This window comes from Cyanobium sp. Morenito 9A2 (assembly GCF_024345575.1).
Classification (GTDB): Bacteria; Cyanobacteriota; Cyanobacteriia; order PCC-6307; family Cyanobiaceae; genus ATX-6F1.
Window position 1 is genome coordinate 125,349 of sequence record NZ_JAGQBJ010000001.1, and the last position, 15,815, is coordinate 141,163.

Annotated in this window: 18 protein-coding genes; 12 read left to right on the forward strand and 6 right to left on the reverse strand. The window is 70.5% G+C overall.

Annotated features, from left to right (window positions below; genetic code table 11):
- Positions 1-18: 18 nt before the first annotated feature.
- Positions 19-510, reverse strand: coding sequence for a hypothetical protein (locus KBY88_RS00660; RefSeq protein ID WP_254937967.1), 492 nt, complete (start codon positions 508-510; stop codon positions 19-21).
- Between the two features lie 104 nt (positions 511-614).
- On the opposite strand from KBY88_RS00660, the gene KBY88_RS00665 reads away from it, so the two are divergent.
- Entirely contained in the window at positions 615-1,079 is a 465-nt protein-coding gene (locus tag KBY88_RS00665) for a tryptophan-rich sensory protein (RefSeq protein WP_254937968.1), read from the forward strand.
- A 27-nt stretch (positions 1,080-1,106) separates the two neighbouring features.
- Positions 1,107-1,352: a Nif11-like leader peptide family RiPP precursor gene (locus tag KBY88_RS00670; RefSeq protein WP_254937969.1), complete on the forward strand. Its 246-nt coding sequence runs from the start codon at positions 1,107-1,109 to the stop codon at positions 1,350-1,352.
- Between the two features lie 20 nt (positions 1,353-1,372).
- Here the strand turns inward: KBY88_RS00670 and KBY88_RS00675 are convergent, their stop codons facing one another.
- Complete coding sequence (locus KBY88_RS00675; RefSeq protein ID WP_254937970.1) at positions 1,373-1,888, reverse strand: TM2 domain-containing protein; 516 nt, start codon at positions 1,886-1,888, stop codon at positions 1,373-1,375.
- A 150-nt stretch (positions 1,889-2,038) separates the two neighbouring features.
- Between KBY88_RS00675 and KBY88_RS00680 the strand changes: the two genes are divergently transcribed.
- Both KBY88_RS00680 and KBY88_RS00685 read left to right on the forward strand, forming a co-directional pair.
- Complete coding sequence (locus KBY88_RS00680) at positions 2,039-2,233, forward strand: hypothetical protein (RefSeq protein ID WP_254937971.1); 195 nt, start codon at positions 2,039-2,041, stop codon at positions 2,231-2,233.
- Positions 2,230-2,688 (forward strand): DUF8671 domain-containing protein, encoded by a 459-nt coding sequence (locus tag KBY88_RS00685; RefSeq protein WP_315858074.1) that lies wholly within the window; start codon positions 2,230-2,232, stop codon positions 2,686-2,688. The genes KBY88_RS00680 and KBY88_RS00685 overlap by 4 nt, the downstream gene beginning before the upstream one ends.
- A 3-nt stretch (positions 2,689-2,691) precedes the next feature.
- Here KBY88_RS00685 and KBY88_RS00690 read toward each other — a convergent pair whose 3' ends face one another.
- Complete coding sequence (locus tag KBY88_RS00690) at positions 2,692-3,117, reverse strand: thiol-disulfide oxidoreductase DCC family protein (RefSeq protein ID WP_254938480.1); 426 nt, start codon at positions 3,115-3,117, stop codon at positions 2,692-2,694.
- Between the two features lie 120 nt (positions 3,118-3,237).
- Here KBY88_RS00690 and KBY88_RS00695 point away from each other — a divergent pair, with 120 nt between their 5' ends.
- The 5 genes from KBY88_RS00695 (at position 3,238) to KBY88_RS00715 (ending at position 8,519) form a co-directional block, all read left to right on the forward strand.
- Positions 3,238-4,881, forward strand: coding sequence for an FAD-binding domain-containing protein (locus KBY88_RS00695; protein WP_254937972.1), 1,644 nt, complete (start codon positions 3,238-3,240; stop codon positions 4,879-4,881).
- 870 nt (positions 4,882-5,751) lie between these two features.
- On the forward strand, positions 5,752-6,420 hold the full coding sequence (locus KBY88_RS00700; RefSeq protein WP_254937973.1) for an NAD(P)H-dependent oxidoreductase: 669 nt from the start codon (positions 5,752-5,754) through the stop codon (positions 6,418-6,420).
- Between the two features lie 9 nt (positions 6,421-6,429).
- Complete coding sequence (locus KBY88_RS00705; RefSeq protein WP_254937974.1) at positions 6,430-7,092, forward strand: ParB-like protein; 663 nt, start codon at positions 6,430-6,432, stop codon at positions 7,090-7,092.
- 318 nt (positions 7,093-7,410) lie between these two features.
- On the forward strand, positions 7,411-8,088 hold the full coding sequence (locus KBY88_RS00710) for a phosphoribosyltransferase (RefSeq protein WP_254937975.1): 678 nt from the start codon (positions 7,411-7,413) through the stop codon (positions 8,086-8,088).
- Positions 8,085-8,519, forward strand: a complete 435-nt coding sequence (locus KBY88_RS00715) for a YccF domain-containing protein (protein ID WP_254937976.1) — start codon at positions 8,085-8,087, stop codon at positions 8,517-8,519. The genes KBY88_RS00710 and KBY88_RS00715 overlap by 4 nt, the downstream gene beginning before the upstream one ends.
- Here the strand turns inward: KBY88_RS00715 and KBY88_RS00720 are convergent.
- Together KBY88_RS00720 and KBY88_RS00725 are read right to left on the reverse strand one after the other, a co-directional pair.
- Positions 8,464-11,016, reverse strand: coding sequence for a CPBP family glutamic-type intramembrane protease (locus KBY88_RS00720; RefSeq protein WP_254937977.1), 2,553 nt, complete (start codon positions 11,014-11,016; stop codon positions 8,464-8,466). The genes KBY88_RS00715 and KBY88_RS00720 overlap by 56 nt on opposite strands.
- Positions 11,010-11,915 carry an aspartyl protease family protein gene (locus tag KBY88_RS00725; protein WP_254937978.1) on the reverse strand — a complete coding sequence of 302 codons (906 nt, stop codon included), beginning with the start codon at positions 11,913-11,915 and terminating at the stop codon, positions 11,010-11,012. Before KBY88_RS00725 ends, KBY88_RS00720 begins: the two co-directional genes overlap by 7 nt.
- Positions 11,916-12,086: 171 nt before the next feature.
- On the opposite strand from KBY88_RS00725, the gene KBY88_RS00730 reads away from it, so the two are divergent.
- The 3 genes from KBY88_RS00730 (at position 12,087) to KBY88_RS00740 (ending at position 14,706) form a co-directional block, all read left to right on the forward strand.
- Positions 12,087-12,656, forward strand: coding sequence for a hypothetical protein (locus tag KBY88_RS00730; protein WP_254937979.1), 570 nt, complete (start codon positions 12,087-12,089; stop codon positions 12,654-12,656).
- 3 nt (positions 12,657-12,659) lie between these two features.
- Positions 12,660-13,181, forward strand: a complete 522-nt coding sequence (locus KBY88_RS16060) for a CopD family protein (RefSeq protein WP_254937980.1) — start codon at positions 12,660-12,662, stop codon at positions 13,179-13,181.
- 376 nt (positions 13,182-13,557) lie between these two features.
- Complete coding sequence (locus tag KBY88_RS00740; RefSeq protein ID WP_254937981.1) at positions 13,558-14,706, forward strand: rhodanese-like domain-containing protein; 1,149 nt, start codon at positions 13,558-13,560, stop codon at positions 14,704-14,706.
- Here KBY88_RS00740 and KBY88_RS00745 read toward each other — a convergent pair.
- On the reverse strand, positions 14,697-15,800 hold the full coding sequence (locus KBY88_RS00745) for a PstS family phosphate ABC transporter substrate-binding protein (protein WP_254937982.1): 1,104 nt from the start codon (positions 15,798-15,800) through the stop codon (positions 14,697-14,699). The two genes, KBY88_RS00740 and KBY88_RS00745, sit on opposite strands and share 10 nt — an antisense overlap.
- Positions 15,801-15,815 lie beyond the last annotated feature (15 nt).

Sequence of the window (15,815 nt, forward strand, 5' to 3'; positions counted from 1 at the left end):
GCATCAGGGCGGAGCCGCTCACAGCTGATCGAGCCCCGGTGCAGGCGCCTCAGTCGCCGGGCGGGCCGCCGCAGGACGGGGGGCAGGCGGACGGGAGGACGGGCCCCTGGCGCTCGGCGGGAGCAGGGCCGGTGGCCGATCGCCCCCCTGGCCTGATCCGTCAAGACGGCCCGGGGGCGGGCTGGATTCCAGGCGAGCCAGCTGGTCGGCAAGCTGCCGCTGCTGGCGGGCCAGTTCGCCCACCTGGCCCTCGGACTCCTCCAGGCCATGGAGCCGCTCCACCGTGGACCGAAGCTGTTGCTCAAGGGTGTTGGTGCGCTCAAGGGCGCGGGCGTTCTCCAGGGTCTGGAGCCGTTGCTCAAGCGTCCGCAGGCTTTGGTTCAGCTCCTGCACCCGCTGGAGCACCACCACAAAGAGCACCGCCAGAGTGCCGGTCAGCACCGCGCCGAGCCACTGGATCCAGGCGCCTGCACGGCCTTCCGTTGGTTGGTTGGAGGGGGGAGACACCATGGGGATCGCATCGGTCTGGACCAGCAGGGGCAGCCCGTGGCCACCCAGGATGCTCCAAAGGCCGTGATCACCTGATAGATAGGCCGAGCAGGAGCACCTGAGCCATGTCCGCCTGGATCGTCATTCTCCTGGCCCTGATCGTCATCTACCTGGTGATTCACCCCAACCACGCTGGTTACGACTGGTATCTGGGCCTGAACCGGCCGAACTGGTTCAACATCGAAAGCAAGGTTCCGACGATCTGGCTGGGGTTGTACGTCTGCTTCTTTTTCTCAGCCCGGCTGGTGCTGGAGACGAAGGGGTCCTGGGCCCTGGCCTTCAGCTATCTGACCCTCGTGGCGCTGGCCCAGGGCGTCAGCTGGCTGACCTGCACCTCGCGGTCGCTGCACGCTGGCACGGTGCTCGGAGCCCTGGCCTGGATCTGGGCCGTGATCACGCTGCTGACGGTGGCGCCGCTCTCAGGGCTGGCCGCGCTCCTGCTGTTGCCCTACCTGATCTGGGGCGCGGTGGCGACCGTCGGTCTGCAGAGCATGCGCTCTCTGAACCCCGGCTTGCGCCGACCCCGCTAGGACGGGAGCGACATCCCCCTGAAACCCTTGAGCCTCGACACGCTTGATGCCTTTCTGGCGCACGCCAGGCACACCCCAGAGCTCCAGGAGCAGTTGAACGGCCCCCTGGAGCTGGAGGCGTTGCTGGCCCTGGCGGCCGCCTCCGGGTATGCGATCAGCGAAGCCGACGTGCTTGCCGCCCAGGAGCGAGAGGAGAGCAAGCTGAGCGACTGGGAACTGCAGGAGCGGGCCGGCACCGAGGCCCGCAAGCTGCGTTCCTTCATTCACTCCTGAGACCAGGCCGGGGACTGGGATCAGGGCTCGCGGTAGATCACGCGGCCGCGATCGTCGTTACCCACATCGAGCAAGTGGGCGAACAGCAGCCGCTCGATCTCTTGGCGCACGGGTTCGATCGGCACCGGTTCCTGGTGCCAAAGATCCAGCAGGGCGTCATTGATCGTGAAACCCGCTTGGCCGCGGCGGCGGGCGAGCTCAAGCAACTGGCGGTCCAGGGGCAGCAGGGCCGGTTCCCGGCGGTTGGCTGATTGCACCAGCCGTGGCACGAGGAACAGATCCAACAGTTGCCCGAGGCCGCAGAAGCCGAAGGTGAGCAGCAGGAAAGCCCCGCTCAAAGGGCGGCGGGTGTAGAAGCGCTGAAGGCCGCACAGCCCCACAAAAGCCAGCGCCCAGAGCAGGTAGGCGGCCGTGAGGCTGCGCCGCTCCTGCCGGTGCTGGGGCGCGGGGCGAGGAGCCGCCGCCACATCGAAACGGTCGCCGGGCGCCTGGAGGCGATCGAGCCGGATCCGGCGCAGGCGGTAGCGGAGGGCCAAGGGGTGTCAGGGCCGTGGGGCCGCCTTTGATCTTGGCAACCGCTGGGCCCCTGGCGCCTGGTCTTCCGGGTGGAAAACCGTGCAGTCGATGGGCTGCTGCAGCCCACCCAGGTTTTGTAACATGATGTGAAGTACTGGGGATGGGTCTCCTTGGCCGACCACACCGACGATCCGCTGGCCCTGAGCCGCCAGTTCTCGGTGGCGCTCCACAGCCGCGCCATCGACGCCTGCACGGACCTGGACGAACTCAAGCAGGTGGCGAAGACCCTGCTGGAGGCCTGGCAACTGCAGGCTTCCTTCAGTGCCGCCTACGGCGCCCGCCTGCTGGAACTGGAGCCCCGGTGAGCAGCAGCGTCGCAGCCAACCCCAGCTCCAGGGCAAGCGCCGGAAGCTCTGGCACCTTCTCGCGGTTCCGGGGACCGAACCACACCCTTGTCGTGGTGCTGCTCGCCCTCCTGCTGGCGACGCTGATCGAACTTGCCTTCGCCGCTCCGGCCACCGCCCTCTCACCTGAGCACTACGTCTGCGATGGCGATCCGCTGTTGGCGCAGGTGGACAACGGGGCCGTCGATGCCCCGAACCTGCCCAACACCACCGCCGGCACCGTGCCAGGCGCGGTGGTGCTGCTGCGCTGGCGGGATCTCAATCTTCAGCTGCCGCGCACGAACAACGCCGGGCCTCCCAGCTACACCGACGGGAAGTGGTGGTGGAGCGAGGAAGATCCCGGGCACCCCCGCTTTCTGCAGCGCCGGGGGGCCATCAGCAGCTTCGCCTGCCAACGGCCAGGGGACCACGCCTAGCGTTCACGTCCGCAGGGCCTCAGGATCGGGATCCACCGGCAGTCCCCTTGCCGCCAGGGCGATGCGGCGGGCCACGAGCAGCAGGGGGTAGAGCGCCCGGGCCCGTTCAGGGTGAGCGAGCAGGGGGCCGAGCAGCTGCAGCAGCGGCGCACTGGGGCGCATCCGAGCGCAGAGCCACTGGATCGCCTCCGCACCGTGAAGGATGTGATCGCCCTGGAGCAGGACCGCCCCACGGCTGAGGTCGAAGCCCCGTTGCCTCAGCTGGCGGCGCAGCGCCTGGTCGTTGCGGCCATCGCGGATCACCAGGCCGGGCAGACCACCACGCAGCTCGCTGAGGAGGGCGAAGTGCCGGCAGAAGGGACAGCCCCCGTCAAACACCAGCTGGGGCGCCGGCGTGTCCAGGGCCCCGCCGGCCAGCAGGGTTTCCATCCCTGGAGAAGGTGCACGGTCCATGGCCGAATCGTGGCAGGCCCAGCACCCATCCTGGCGGTGCCCCTGGCCCGGGTGTGGGCTCGCGCCGCGTCAGCGGCTGTCCCTAGCTTGCCGGCCATGGCGGCGCAGGTGGTCTGGTTCAAGCGGGATCTGCGGATCCACGACCACGCGCCGCTGCGGGAGGCCGCCGGCCGCGGGCCTGTGCTGCCGCTGTATGTGGCCGAGCCCGAGCTTTGGTCGTTGCCGGATGCCTCCGGCCGCCAATGGGCGTTCTGCGCCGAAAGCCTCGCTGACCTGCGCGTTCAGCTCGCGGCCCTCGGCCTGCCCCTTGTGGTGCGCGTCGGTGGGGCGGTGGAGGTGCTGGAGGCCCTGCGCCTGCAGGGGCTGGTGGCGGGCCTCTGGAGCCACCAGGAAACCGGCAACGCCTGGAGCTACGCCCGCGACCGCCAGGTGGCCGCCTGGGCGCGGGCACGGGGGCTGAGCTGGCGGCAGCTGCCCAGCGGCGGAGTGGTGCGTGGCCTGCATGAGCGGGACGGCTGGGCCACGCTCTGGGAGGAGCGCATGGCCCAACCGCTGCTGGAGCCGCCCGCGGCGGTCCAGGCCCAGCTGGCCCTGGCCGGGCTGGAGCCCGGCCCCCTGCCCAGTTCCGACGATCTGGGCCTGAGGCATGACCCCTGCCCGCACCGTCATCCCGGTGGCCGCCACGAGGGCCTGCGGACCTTGAACAGCTTTCTGGCTGACCGCGGTTGGGCCTACCACCGCCAGCTCTCCAGCCCACTCAGCGCCTTCGAGGCCTGCTCACGCCTCTCGCCCCATCTGGCCTATGGCACCCTCTCCCTGCGGGAGGTGGTGCAGGCCTGCCGGGCAAGGCGCCGGACGCTCGGCCAGGCCACAGATCCCGGGACCGCCTCCTGGCGCCGGGCGCTGCGGGCCTTCGAGGAGCGCTTGCACTGGCACTGCCACTTCATCCAGAAGCTTGAAAGCCAGCCGGATCTGGAGACCACCGAGGCCCACCCCGCCTACATCGGCCTGCGCCAGAGTGACCCGGCGCGGCTGGCGGCCTGGGCTGAGGGCCGCACCGGCCTGCCGTTCGTCGATGCCTGCATGCGCGCTCTGATCGCCGGCGGCTGGATCAATTTCCGCATGCGGGCGATGCTGATGGCGGTGGCCAGTTATCACCTCTGGATTGATTGGCGCGACAGCGGAGCGGTGCTGGCCAGGCTGTTCGTTGACTACGAGAGCGGCATCCACTGGAACCAGTGCCAGATGCAGGCGGGAACCACGGGCATCAACACCGTGCGCATCTACAACCCGATCAAACAGGGCCGCGACCATGACCCGGACGGCCGTTTCATCCGTCGCTGGCTGCCGGAGCTCTCCGCCGTGCCCGCTGTGCATCTTCATGAAACCTGGACCATGGACGAGGTCACCCAGGAGCGAGCAGGCTGCCGGCTGGGCCAGGACTACCCCCTGCCGATCGTGGATCCGATGGAGGCGGCCCGGCAGGCGCGGGAGCGGGTCTGGGGCCTGCGCCAGGGACCGGCTTTCCGCGCCATCGCCAGCGCCATCCACGAACGCCACGGCTCGCGGCGCGGCTCCCGGCGGCGGCGGGATCGAGCCCAGACCGGCTCCCCACAGACAACGCGAGAGCGCCCAGGTCCACGCCGACAGCCCCAGGGTCACCCCGGCCAGCTCAGCCTCGACCTAGGGGGGGCCTGGGGGGATCCCCTCGCTGGTGGAGCTGAACCCCAGATCCGATAGCTGGCGCTCGAGATCAAACCGCTGGGGTGGGGCGCCGAAGTTCGCGCATCAATGGAGTCTTGGCCCCCTCTGGCGCCCGCGGGGGAGAGCCAGACTGTGGTACCAGATTCGCTCAGGGCGGCATCGATCAAGGGCTGGCCCGGTTCGGCGTGGATCCAGCGGGCCAAGCGCTCCCGTTCCCCGCCCCTGGGGAACGGGCGGTCAGGGTTCCCCTGGGGCTGCGACATCGGCCGGGGTCCCGCCGCTCCCTCCCCGGGGCAACCCCGCGCCAGAGCCTGGCCTGGAGCATTCACCCCGCGCCCTGATCAAGGCCACGGCCCGCCGCCCAGCGGCGCACCCCGCGAGATCCGGCGCCGCGATGGGGCGCCGATCGCCAGCCAGGAAGAGATCTTGGACGTCCTGCGCGGCCGAGCACCGCATCGCCCGTGGCGCGGCTGCACCAGCCCCGCTCGGCTCCGGCGTCAGGCCACGGCGCACATCGACGAACGTCCAGGGGAGCTCCCGCCGGGTTCGGGCCAGTCGCCAGGGAGCTGGCTGCGGCGGCAGTGCTCTTCCGCCAGGGCCTGCTCTCCCCAACGCCCCGGGGGCGGAGCACGGGGATCCCCGTTGCGGCGGGGGTCCCGGCCAAGGCCTTCAGCTTTTCGTCGATCAGACTTCGCTGGAGCGCGCAGGCCATGGGCTGATCGGCCGTTGCGCCCTGAAGCACCACCGGGACCCGCCCCTCGCTCACCCCACGGCCCTTGCCCCTGGCAGGGGCTCGCGAGCACCTGCGACGTTGTTCGCAGACACAGCCCCGCTGTTCCGGGAAGGCAGCGCCAGAGCGTCCGAGCCGCTTAGCTTCCGACCTTCGCCTGGCCGTCCGCCTCCGCCATGACTGTCACCAAAGCCCCGGCCGTCTCCAGCAGTGAGCTGCTGGAGGTGCTGCGCCACCGCTACGCCACCAAAGCCTTCGATCCAAGCCGCCCCATCGCTGCCGACACCTGGTCCGCCCTGGAGCAGGCCCTGGTGCTCACCCCCTCGTCCTACGGCCTGCAGCCCTGGAAATTCCTGGTGATCACCAACCCCGAGTTGCGCGCCGAGTTGCGTCAGCACTCCTGGAACCAGTCTCAGATCACCGAGGCTTCCCACCTGGTGGTCTTCCTGGCCCAACGCACAATCGAAGCCGCCGATGTGGAACGGCTGATCAACGCCACCAGCGCCGCCCGGGGCCTGCCCACCGAATCGCTCGATTTCTACCGGGACCTGATCCTCAAGGATCTGGTGAACGGCCCGCGCAGCGCCGTGATCAACAACTGGGCGGTCAATCAGGTGTACATCGCCCTGGGTAACTTCCTCACCTCCGCCGCCCTGCTCGGTGTCGACACGACGCCGATCGAAGGGTTTTCCCCGACCGACTATGACCGGGTCCTGGGGCTGGAGGGCACGCCTTATCACTCCGCCGTGGTGGCGGTTGCCGGTTACCGCAGCGGTGACGACAAGTACGCAGCCCTGGCGAAAGTGCGCTATTCAGCTAATGAGCTGATTCAGCACATTGGCTGACGCCCCTTGATGGCCCTGCGCCTCCCGCCCTACGACCCCCTGCCGCCGCCGCCGCCCCGCACCGATGCCCTGGTGGAGGTGGCGCTGGCGGATCTTCAACCCACCCAACTGTGTGTGGGTCTGGCGGAGGTCCGCAGCCGACGGGAGGACTTCCGGGCTGAGGACCGCGATCAGCGGCGGGGCTACCTCAAGGAGAAACCCGTGCCCTTGGTGCGCAGCGGCGATGGGGGCCTATGGATGGTGGATCGCCACCACCGCCTGCGGGCGCTGATCGAACTCGATCCCACCGCCAGCACCTTTGGCTATGTGGTGCTGCAGCTCAAGGAAAGCGAGCGCCAGGAGGTGCTCGCGGCCCTGCATCTGCGGGGCTGGCTTTACTTGTTCGATGGTCGGGGCCGGGGCCCCCTGGCGCCGGCCGCGCTGCCCACTCGCCTAGAGGAGTTGCAGGACGACCCCTACCGCAGCCTGGTCTGGAAGCTCAAGCGCGAGGGCGTGATCGCCCCGGCTCCTTTGATTCCTTTCCATGAATTCCGCTGGGGGGCCTGGCTGCGCAGCCGCCGGCTGCCCCCGTTCAGCTCCGAGCGACTCGACCCCGCCCTGCCGGCGGCCCGGGCCCTGGCCCGTTCCTCCTCAGCGGCTCAACTGGCCGGATGGCAGGGGACTGGGATCTGAGGGCAGCGGCATCCGGGAGGGCAGGGCCGCCAGCAGCGCAGCGAGGGCCAGCACGGCCACAAGCCAGGCCCAGGGGGGGACCCCCTGGGGGGAGCGACGGGCCAGCCGAGGGCTCCGCCGCCGCGCCATCGCTGTGGTCCGCGGGCCGCCGAGCGGAGTGCCGCAGCGTCCACAGACCATGCGACCGGCCAGGCTGCGATCCCGCCTGACCGACCAACTTCCGCATTGGGGGCAAGACACGCGACCGTCTGCGCTGACCCCACCAGTCTGAACACTCGCCATGCTGGGGTGAAGGTGAAGCCCCAAGGGGCCGCCGCCATGGACAGCCGCCGCGCACTCTGGAGCGATCGAGCCTCGGCCGGCCGGGCCCTGGCACTGCGCCTGGGGGCCTGGAGCGATCACCCCGAAGCCGTTGTGGTGGGCTTGCCCCGGGGTGGGATGGCGGTGGCCGCCGAGGTGGCCCGGGCGCTGGACCTGCCCCTGGAGCCCTGGGCCGTGCGCAAGATCGGCCATCCTCTGAACCCGGAATGGGCGATCGGCGCCGTGGCCCCGGGCGGGGTGCTGCTCTGGGACCCGTGCGCCCGCTCTGATCTGGCCCTTGCCCCCTCGCTGGAGCTAGCGCTCGTCGGCGAGGAGCGCCGCGAGCTGGAGCGGCGTCAGAGGGTCTTCGGCGATCCTCCCGCAGCGGCACTGCAGGGGCGTCCGCTGATCGTGGTCGATGACGGGGTAGCGACGGGGCTGAGCGTGCGAGCAGCGCTGCAAGCCCTCGCCAGGCTGGGCCCCGGACGGTTGATCTTGGCGGTGCCCGTGATCGATGCGGCCCTGGCGAAGGACCTGGCGCCATTGGTGGACGAGCTGGTCGCCCTGGCGAGGGTGAGGGATCTGCGGGCGGTGGGGGAGCACTACCGCCAGTTCGAGCAACTCAGCGACGCCGATGTGCACCGCGTGCTGGAGACGGCAGGCAGACTTCAGCGACCCCGCGCCTTGCCGCCGTGATTCGCTCGTTGCTCAACCTGCTCTGGTTCGTGCTGGGCGGCTTTGTGATGGGGCTGGGCTGGTGGCTGGCGGGGCTGCTGGCGGCGGTCACGATCGTGGGGCTCCCCTGGGCCCGGGCCTGCTTCGTGATCGGCAGCTTCTCGTTTTTTCCCTTCGGCAAGGAGGCCGTCAGCCGCCTGGAGCTGACCGGCCGGCGCGACCTGGGCACGGGCCCGCTGGGGTTCATCGGCAACGTGATCTGGTTCCTGGTGGCCGGCCTTTGGCTGGCGATCGGTCACCTGACCTCCGCCCTGGCCTGTTTCGTGACGATCATCGGCATCCCCTTCGGCTGGCAGCACCTGAAGCTGGCGGTGATCGCCCTGGCGCCAATCGGCGTCACCGTGGTGCCCGTAGGCGCCGGTGCCCCTGCAGGGGCCCTAACCAGACCGTGACCACCAGCCAGTGGATCAGCAGCGGCGGCCAGAGCGAGCCGCTGAGGTTGTAGGCGGAGATGCAGACCAGCCCCAGCAGGGTGCACTGCACCAGGAACCGGGGGTTGTGGAACACCCCCCGGGCCTCGGGATACCAGGTGCGCTCCGCCAGGGGGTGATAGATCACGAACAGCCCCAGGCCCAAGGCCCCCCAGGCGAGGGTGCCCCAGGGGCCCTCCCCCTCCAGGGGATGGGGCAACAGGGCGACGCGAAACAGCAACTCCTCCAGCAGCGCGGGCATCAGCAACCAACCAAGGGAGCGTCGCAGCAGCGGGAGCGGCGGCCCCCAGCGCAGCTGCTCATTCAGGAAACCGGAGCGGTACCCCAGGGTCAGGGCCACCAGGGCGTAGGGCACCAGGAGCAGCAGGGTCAACGCCACGGTCCACCCGCCGGTGGGGGCGAACAGGGCATCGACGATCCGGCGCAGCAGGGTGGCCACGGGGGGGAGCTGGCCCAGCAGACCGGTGGGGGCCAGGGGAGCGAGCCGCCCGTCGCCACCGGGGATCTGATTGGTGCGCACCACATGCAGCTGGGCGCCATGGGCAAGGAACAGCCGGGCCAGGTCGTCGTGGCCGCGCCGCGGCAACACCGTGCGCCAGCTCAGCAGGGTCTCGCGCAGGCCGGTATGGCGACGGAAGGCGGCACCCTGATCGCTCCCCTGGGCCGCCTGATCCACCAGGGCCCCGTTGCGCCGCCAGTCGGCGCGCATCTGGCCGAAGGGCGTGAGCAGGCCATCGAGGGAGTGGGTGAGCTGGTCCAGGGCCGCGATCCGTCTGGTCTCAGGGCTTGAAAGGGATCCTGAGCTGCGGCCAGGGCGGGGGACGGAGGCCAGCCGCTGGCGCAGGCGCTCCACGGCAATCGCCAGGGCCTGGCTGGAATCCTGCACACAGGAGATCGCCGCCCCCACCCCGTTGAAGCCAGTGCCGTCGCCACTGCGGTAACGCGCCATCAACACCTCGGCCTGCAGTTGCAGTTCCAGCAGCAACGACAACGGCTGGGCGCCTGACCGGGGCCCCGGGCCAGTGGGCTCATCGAACAGATCCAGCTTGACCAGCAGATCCGAGAAGGGCCGGGTGCCCAGCCAACCCCGGCGCAGGTCACCGGCATAGGCGCTCCAGTCCTGGGTGCCCGCGACGATCCCGTCGGGATTGTTGGCGTAGATCTGGTGGTAGTGCAGGGCGAACTGCGGCTCGCCGGTGAACGGGTCGCGCACCACCTCCGCCTCACCGAAGGCGAAGTGACCGGTGACGGTGAAGAAGGGCACGGGCTCCGCCTGGGGGCCACCGATGCCCCCGAAGGTATGGATCACCAGGCCGTGGTCCCCCAGCCGCCAGGGAAGCGGCGCCGTCGGGGCCAGCTCCACCCGCGAGTAGCTGCCGCGTTGGAGCGAGGCGGGGGACCAGTTGTCGCGCTGCAGGTGCCTGAGGGCGGCGCCAAGGCCCCGCCGTTCCCGGTCGGTCCTGAGCTGAAAGAGGGCGCGGGGGCGCAGGGCCTGAACGGTGAACAGCCCTGTGGCATCGGGGGATCCGTAGAGGTACCAGCCCTGCGCGCCGATCGGATGGCTCGCCACACCCCGGGGGCTGGACATCCAGCGGCCATAGCGGTTGGGGGGCTGCTGGGGAATGCGCACGGTGGTGATCGGACCGCTGAACGCCCCCCGCTGGCGGTCGTAGTGCTGCACCCGGAAGCGATCGGAGGACGCACCACCGGCCGCCGCTGGCGCGGGGCCCAGGATCCGCACCAGGGCCATCCAGCGACCGGTGGTCTGGATCGGCGGCCGGCCGATGCGCAGGGAAGGGGCCTCCCCAGCTGCAGCCGCCACTTCCACCTCCTCGAGCTCCACGGTGATGTCATCGCGGGGGCGGGCCCCGGCCAGGGATTGCAGCGGCCCCACCTGCCGGCGGCCATTGAGGCGCAGGGGCACGACGTTGCCATCGCTGCTGGCGGCGCGGGCGGCGGCATCCAGGCGGATGTCGGTGGTGACGGCGCGCACGAGCCGGCTCAGGCGGGGGTCGTCCGTCCAGCTCAACCGCAACCGCTGGCCCCGCAACGGCGCCAGCGCCGCGGGGGTTTGCTCCAGTTCGATCCAGACCCAGTCTTCACCGGGAGCGTCCGGGGCCTGGGCGAGCTCCTGCTCGCTGGGCAGGATCAGGCGACCGAGCCAGTCGGCATGGGGACGGTAGAGGGCTGGATCAGGGCGCAGGCCCAGGGGGTAGTGGGCGCTCTGGTTGAACGGAGCTCGTTCACTGAGCGCCTCACTGGAGAGCGGTGAGGGAGCGGTGGGGGTGCCGAGCTGCGGGGAAGCGGCCCCCGACGCCAGGGCGGGGCTGACCAGGGCAGCGAGTGCCAGGGCCAGGGCCAGGGACAACGCCAGCCAGGCCGAGAACCGCCGCCGCCCGATCGCCGTCCGATTCGTCGCGGGATCAGCTCCGCCCACCAGCACCACCGACCTCACCACAGGCTGAGGGTGGGGGGGTCCCGGTCGAGCCGCCAGAGCTGGCGGTGGCTGCGCAGCAGCTCCTGGCCGACGATCGCTTCCACCTGAAGTGCGGCAAAGATCGGATTCGTCGTGACGATGCCCTCGACGTTCTCCAACCCGTGGGCCCCGGCAGGGACCGGACCCAACCCCAGCCCGGCAAAGCGTTGACGCTGCACCGGCTGCTCGCCGCAGAATCCCATCAGGCGCAGCGGTTCCCCTGGCCCGATCGGCACCAGGCGCTGGGCCAGGGCGGGGCTGAGGAACAGCCCCTCGGCGCCGGTGTCCGCCAGGGCCGCCACCGGACCCCGGGGGCTGTTGAGCTCGATCAGCGGCACCCCCCGGGCCCAGCGCAGGGGCAGGGTGCGGCGCGGGGGCGCGGGGCCGGCCAGCGCCACGGCGCCCGCCCCGAGGCGAAGGCGTTGGCCTACGGGATCGATCCAGATCGGCAGGCGCTTCAACAGCGGTACCCCCAGCACCCCATCCACTCCGGCCGGCAGGGCCGCCACCGGCAGCACCAGGACCTCGGCCGAACGCACCGTGAGTGGATCAGCGCCGCTGCCCAGGCGCAGCTCAGGCAGGCGGGCGCGCCGGGGCCGCAGCTGGGCGCAACCTCTGCCCCCCCCGGCCAGACCAAAGGCAGCGGGCGCCATCGCCTCGGCGGTCAGACCCAGCCGCCGGGCCGCCTCTGGGGTCACCATCGACGAGGAGGCTCCCGTGTCAAGCAGCAGCCGCAGGCGGCCGCGATCGGTGTGCAGGCTCAGCACGGGGGTGTCGCCGTCTGCGGCCCGCTCCAGGGGCACGGTGGCGCCGCCTCTGGGGACGCCGCCTGCGAGGGGGTCACCCTTGAGCTGAAGCAAGGCGGCGCAAAGGGCCAGCATCGGGACCGATCCAGGCCTGGGCTGGGATCGTAGGGCGGGCCGATTGGTCGTCAGCATGGGGGCCTCGATGCCCTGCCCCCGTTGCCCCACCACCAATGCCTTGGAGCCCACTCCGCCACGCCCTGGCGGGGGAAGAGCCTGCGGGGCTGCTTCCTTGGGGCGGCTTTGGTGATGGCGTGGCTGCCTGGGGCCTGGGCGGCCACGCCCCTGCAGGCGGTGGCGTCCGCTGCGGGCGAACCGCAGATCTGTGTGATCGCACCGCGGGTGGAGAGCGACGCCGATGGGCGGGTGGACGGCACCGTGCCGAACGCCCGGCCCACCCTGGTGGTGGCCGATCCCCTGGCCGAGCTGCAGATCGAGCGCGGCGGAGCGCGACCCTGGCGCGCGCACATCCACGTCAGCAAGCGGGCGGGAACACCGATCCCCTGGCCCCTGGCGCCCCTGAAACCGGGGGAGCAGGCGTTGCTGCGCCTGCGCCCCCGGGGGGCAGCCGCCGGCAACTTCGCCAGCGTGCGGCTGCGGGCGGCGGCGGACCAGGAGTTGCGCTCCAGCGAGCGGTTGGTGGGCCGTCTCGGCCGCGATCCGAAGGCCTGGGAGCAGGCGGTGGATGGGGCGCTCGCCCGCCAGCAGGTGCCCCTGGCCTGGGCCCTGCTGTTCGATCCCCGTGCCCCGGTCTCCCAGGCGCTGCAGGGGCTGCGCGTCGACCTTCTCAGCCAGGGCTGTGGTCCCGGCGGGGGCTGAGGCGTGGCGGTGCTCTGGATCGGCGTCGGGGCGCTGGGCCGCAGGGCGGAGCGCGAGGATGACGGTGGAGGCCAAGCGATGCTGAAGCTGCTGGTGATCGTCCATGCCCTCGGGGCCTCGATCTGGACGGGTGGCCACCTGCTGCTGGCCCTGGGCGTGCTGCCGCCGGCTCTGAAGGCGGGCGATCCGATGCCGGTCCTGCGCTTCGAGCGCGCCTTCGAACGCTTGGGCCTGGGGGCCCTGGCGCTGCAACTGGCTACGGGCCTGGCCCTTGCTCGCCTTGACCTGGGCCGTTGGGAGGCGCTCTGGAGCTTCGATCCAGGGATCGCCCGGAGTGTTGCCCTCAAGCTGCTGTTGCTGGCCGCCACCCTGGCCCTGGCCCTGCAGGCGCGGTGGCAGCTGATCCCCCGCCTCACGGCAGCATCCCTGCCGCGGCTGGCGGTTCAGATCGTGTTGATCACCCTGCTGGCCGTGGGCTTGCTGGTCGTGGGGGCGAGTATCCGGCTTGGAGGTTTGGGACTGTGATCACGGCGCTGCTGGTCGCTGTTCTGGCTCCCGGGCCGGGCCCCTGGAAGGCCTGACCAAGGTGGGTCCACCGGTCCGGAAGAAGCGGCGGCGCCTTGGCCTCAGGGTGCTGGTGCCGGCTGCGCCGGGGCGCGACCGCGACGGGCGGCTCGAGGCGAGGGGGCCATGGTCGCCGGGGCGGTGCCTGCGACCCCGGCACGCTTCCACGGGGGGGCTGCTGCCGATCGGCTGAACGCCGACGCAGGCCCGGGGTTGAAGCGGGAGGCGTCCGGGCGGCAGGACAGGCGGCTGACACAACCGCTGGGGTGCCCATCGGCCCAGGGCTCACTCCTGACGTGCACATCTAAGCTCCCAGCCCCTGGCTGTTCCTGCCGCCGTGGCCGTCGCTCCCCCTTTCCCGCTGAGGGCCGCCGCCGGTGGCGGTGATCTGCTCCTGCGCCAGCTGTTCGACGTCGACACCGGCACCTACACCTACCTGCTCGCCGACGTGGGGGCCCGTGAGGGGGTGCTGATCGATCCAGTGTTCGAGCAGCACGGCCGAGATCTGGCCCTGATCGAAGAGCTGGAGATCGATCTGGTGGCCTGCCTCGACACCCACGCCCACGCCGACCACATCAGCGGCGCCTGGCTGATGCGCCAGGCCACGGGTTGTGCCATCGGTTTGGCGGCCAAGGTGCGCGCCAGCAACGTCACCCAGCCCTTGGCCGATGGCGACCGGGTGCGCTTCGGCGGCCGCCACCTGGAGGTACGCGCCACCCCGGGCCACACCGACGGCTGTCTCAGCTACGTGCTCGACAACCTGAGCCTTGCCTTCACCGGTGATGCGTTGCTGATCCGCGGCTGCGGACGCTGTGATTTCCAGCAGGGCAACCCCCACAACCTCTACCGCTCGATCACCGAGCAGATTTTTTCACTGCCGGAGACCTGCCTGCTCTACCCCGGCCACGACTACGCCGGCCGCTGCGTCAGCTCGGTGGCGGAGGAACGGGCCTACAACGCCCGCCTGGGGGGCGGCGCCGACGAGCGCGACTTCGTCGGTTCGATGGAGAACCTGCACCTCCCCCACCCCCACCGCATCGCCCTGGCCCTGCCGGCGAATCTGCGCTGCGGAGAGCCCCTGGAGACGGCCAGCGGAGCGGACGACCAGGACGACTGGGCGCCGATCCGGCACAGCTACGCCGGGTTGCCGGAGCTGATCCCTGAGTGGGTGGCCGCCCACCGCTCAGCCTTCAACCTGGTGGATGTGCGTTCAGCCGAGGAGTACGACGGCCCCGATGGCCACATTCCCGGAAGCCAGCTCATTCCCCTGCCCGATCTGGAAGCCCGCAGCGCGGAAATACGCAGCGATCGCCCGACGGTGGTGCTCTGCCATTCCGGCAGCCGCTCGGCCCTGGCCACCCAGCAGCTGTCCAAGGCTGGCCTGCGGCAGGTGGCCAACCTGCGCGGTGGCCTGAGCCGTTGGAAGGCGGAGGGCTATCCGGTGGAGAGCGGTGCAGCGGAGTCCGCCGGTTCGCCTCAGCGGTAGGCGGGTCGCTTGGTTTGGGCGAAGCTGCGCCGGATCGCCTCACCGACGCTCAGGCCGATCGGAAGTTCACCGCCGAAAGAAGTGCCTGTGATCTGGCGGTAGAGCTTGGCTTCCACCACCTGATTGGTGCTGCCCGGCAGGGGAATGAACCGTGCCTTCTCGACCAGTTGGGTGTCGTTCACCAACAGGAAACCGATGAAGCGCCGCAGCAGGTCTAGTTCCTTCAGCGCCCGATCGTTGACATAGATGAACAGGAGTCTGGAGAGCGGTTGGTAGCTGCCATCCAGCAAGCTCTCCGGCGACGGGGCCACCGCTCCCTGACCCGCCTGAACCTTCAGGGCGCGCAAGCGCTGGGCATGGGCGGCATACCAGCCAAAACCGAGATAGCCCAGGGCATCCGGGTCCTTGGCCACACAGTTGACCACCACATTGTCGTCTTCACTGGCGGTGTAGTCGCGGCGTGAATCGGTGGCAGATCCGTTGATCGCTTTATTGAAGTAGTCGAAGGTGCCGGAATCGCTACCCGGCCCGCAGAGTCGGATCGGGCGCGCGGGCCACTGGGGGTTGACCTGATTCCAACGCAGGATGCGGCCCTGGGCGCGTCGCTGCCACAGCCGGGAGAGCTCCTGGGTGGTGATCGCCTGGGCCCAGGTGTTGCGTGGGTTCACCACCACGGTGAGGGCATCAAAGGCCAGGGGCAGCTCGAAGAAGCGCACCCCTTTCTGGTCGCAGGCCTTGAGTTCAGCGGAGCTGATCGGCCGCGACGCATTGGCCATCGGCACCCGGCCAGCGCAGAGATCACGCAGGCCGCCGCTGGTGCCTGATTCCACCAGATCAAAGCGAGATCCCTTGCCCGCCTCCGTGCGCTGGAAGGCAGCGATGGCAGCCTGGATGATCGGATAGACCGTGCTCGAACCGGTGATGCGCACCGTGCGGGACTTGGCCTGTTGCGCTTGGGCTGGCTGAATCGGCGCGAGCGGTGCGAGCAGGGCCAAGGCTGTGGTGGCGATCAGACCCGTGGCAGCAGCGACGCGACCGGAATGGCGGCCGGGTGAGGAGGGGCGACGGAAGCGAAGCATGGGACGGGAGGGCACCAGCCTCCTCACCCT

Coding starts and splice junctions, on each gene's coding strand:
- KBY88_RS00660 (WP_254937967.1), bottom strand. CDS start 510: ATGGTGTCTCCCCCCTCCAACCAACCAACGGAAGGCCGTGCAGGCGCC.
- KBY88_RS00665 (WP_254937968.1), top strand. CDS start 615: ATGTCCGCCTGGATCGTCATTCTCCTGGCCCTGATCGTCATCTACCTG.
- KBY88_RS00690 (WP_254938480.1), bottom strand. CDS start 3,117: ATGGAAACCCTGCTGGCCGGCGGGGCCCTGGACACGCCGGCGCCCCAG.
- KBY88_RS00695 (WP_254937972.1), top strand. CDS start 3,238: ATGGCGGCGCAGGTGGTCTGGTTCAAGCGGGATCTGCGGATCCACGAC.
- KBY88_RS00700 (WP_254937973.1), top strand. CDS start 5,752: ATGACTGTCACCAAAGCCCCGGCCGTCTCCAGCAGTGAGCTGCTGGAG.
- KBY88_RS00705 (WP_254937974.1), top strand. CDS start 6,430: ATGGCCCTGCGCCTCCCGCCCTACGACCCCCTGCCGCCGCCGCCGCCC.
- KBY88_RS00710 (WP_254937975.1), top strand. CDS start 7,411: ATGGACAGCCGCCGCGCACTCTGGAGCGATCGAGCCTCGGCCGGCCGG.
- KBY88_RS00725 (WP_254937978.1), bottom strand. CDS start 11,915: ATGCTGGCCCTTTGCGCCGCCTTGCTTCAGCTCAAGGGTGACCCCCTC.
- KBY88_RS00730 (WP_254937979.1), top strand. CDS start 12,087: ATGGCGTGGCTGCCTGGGGCCTGGGCGGCCACGCCCCTGCAGGCGGTG.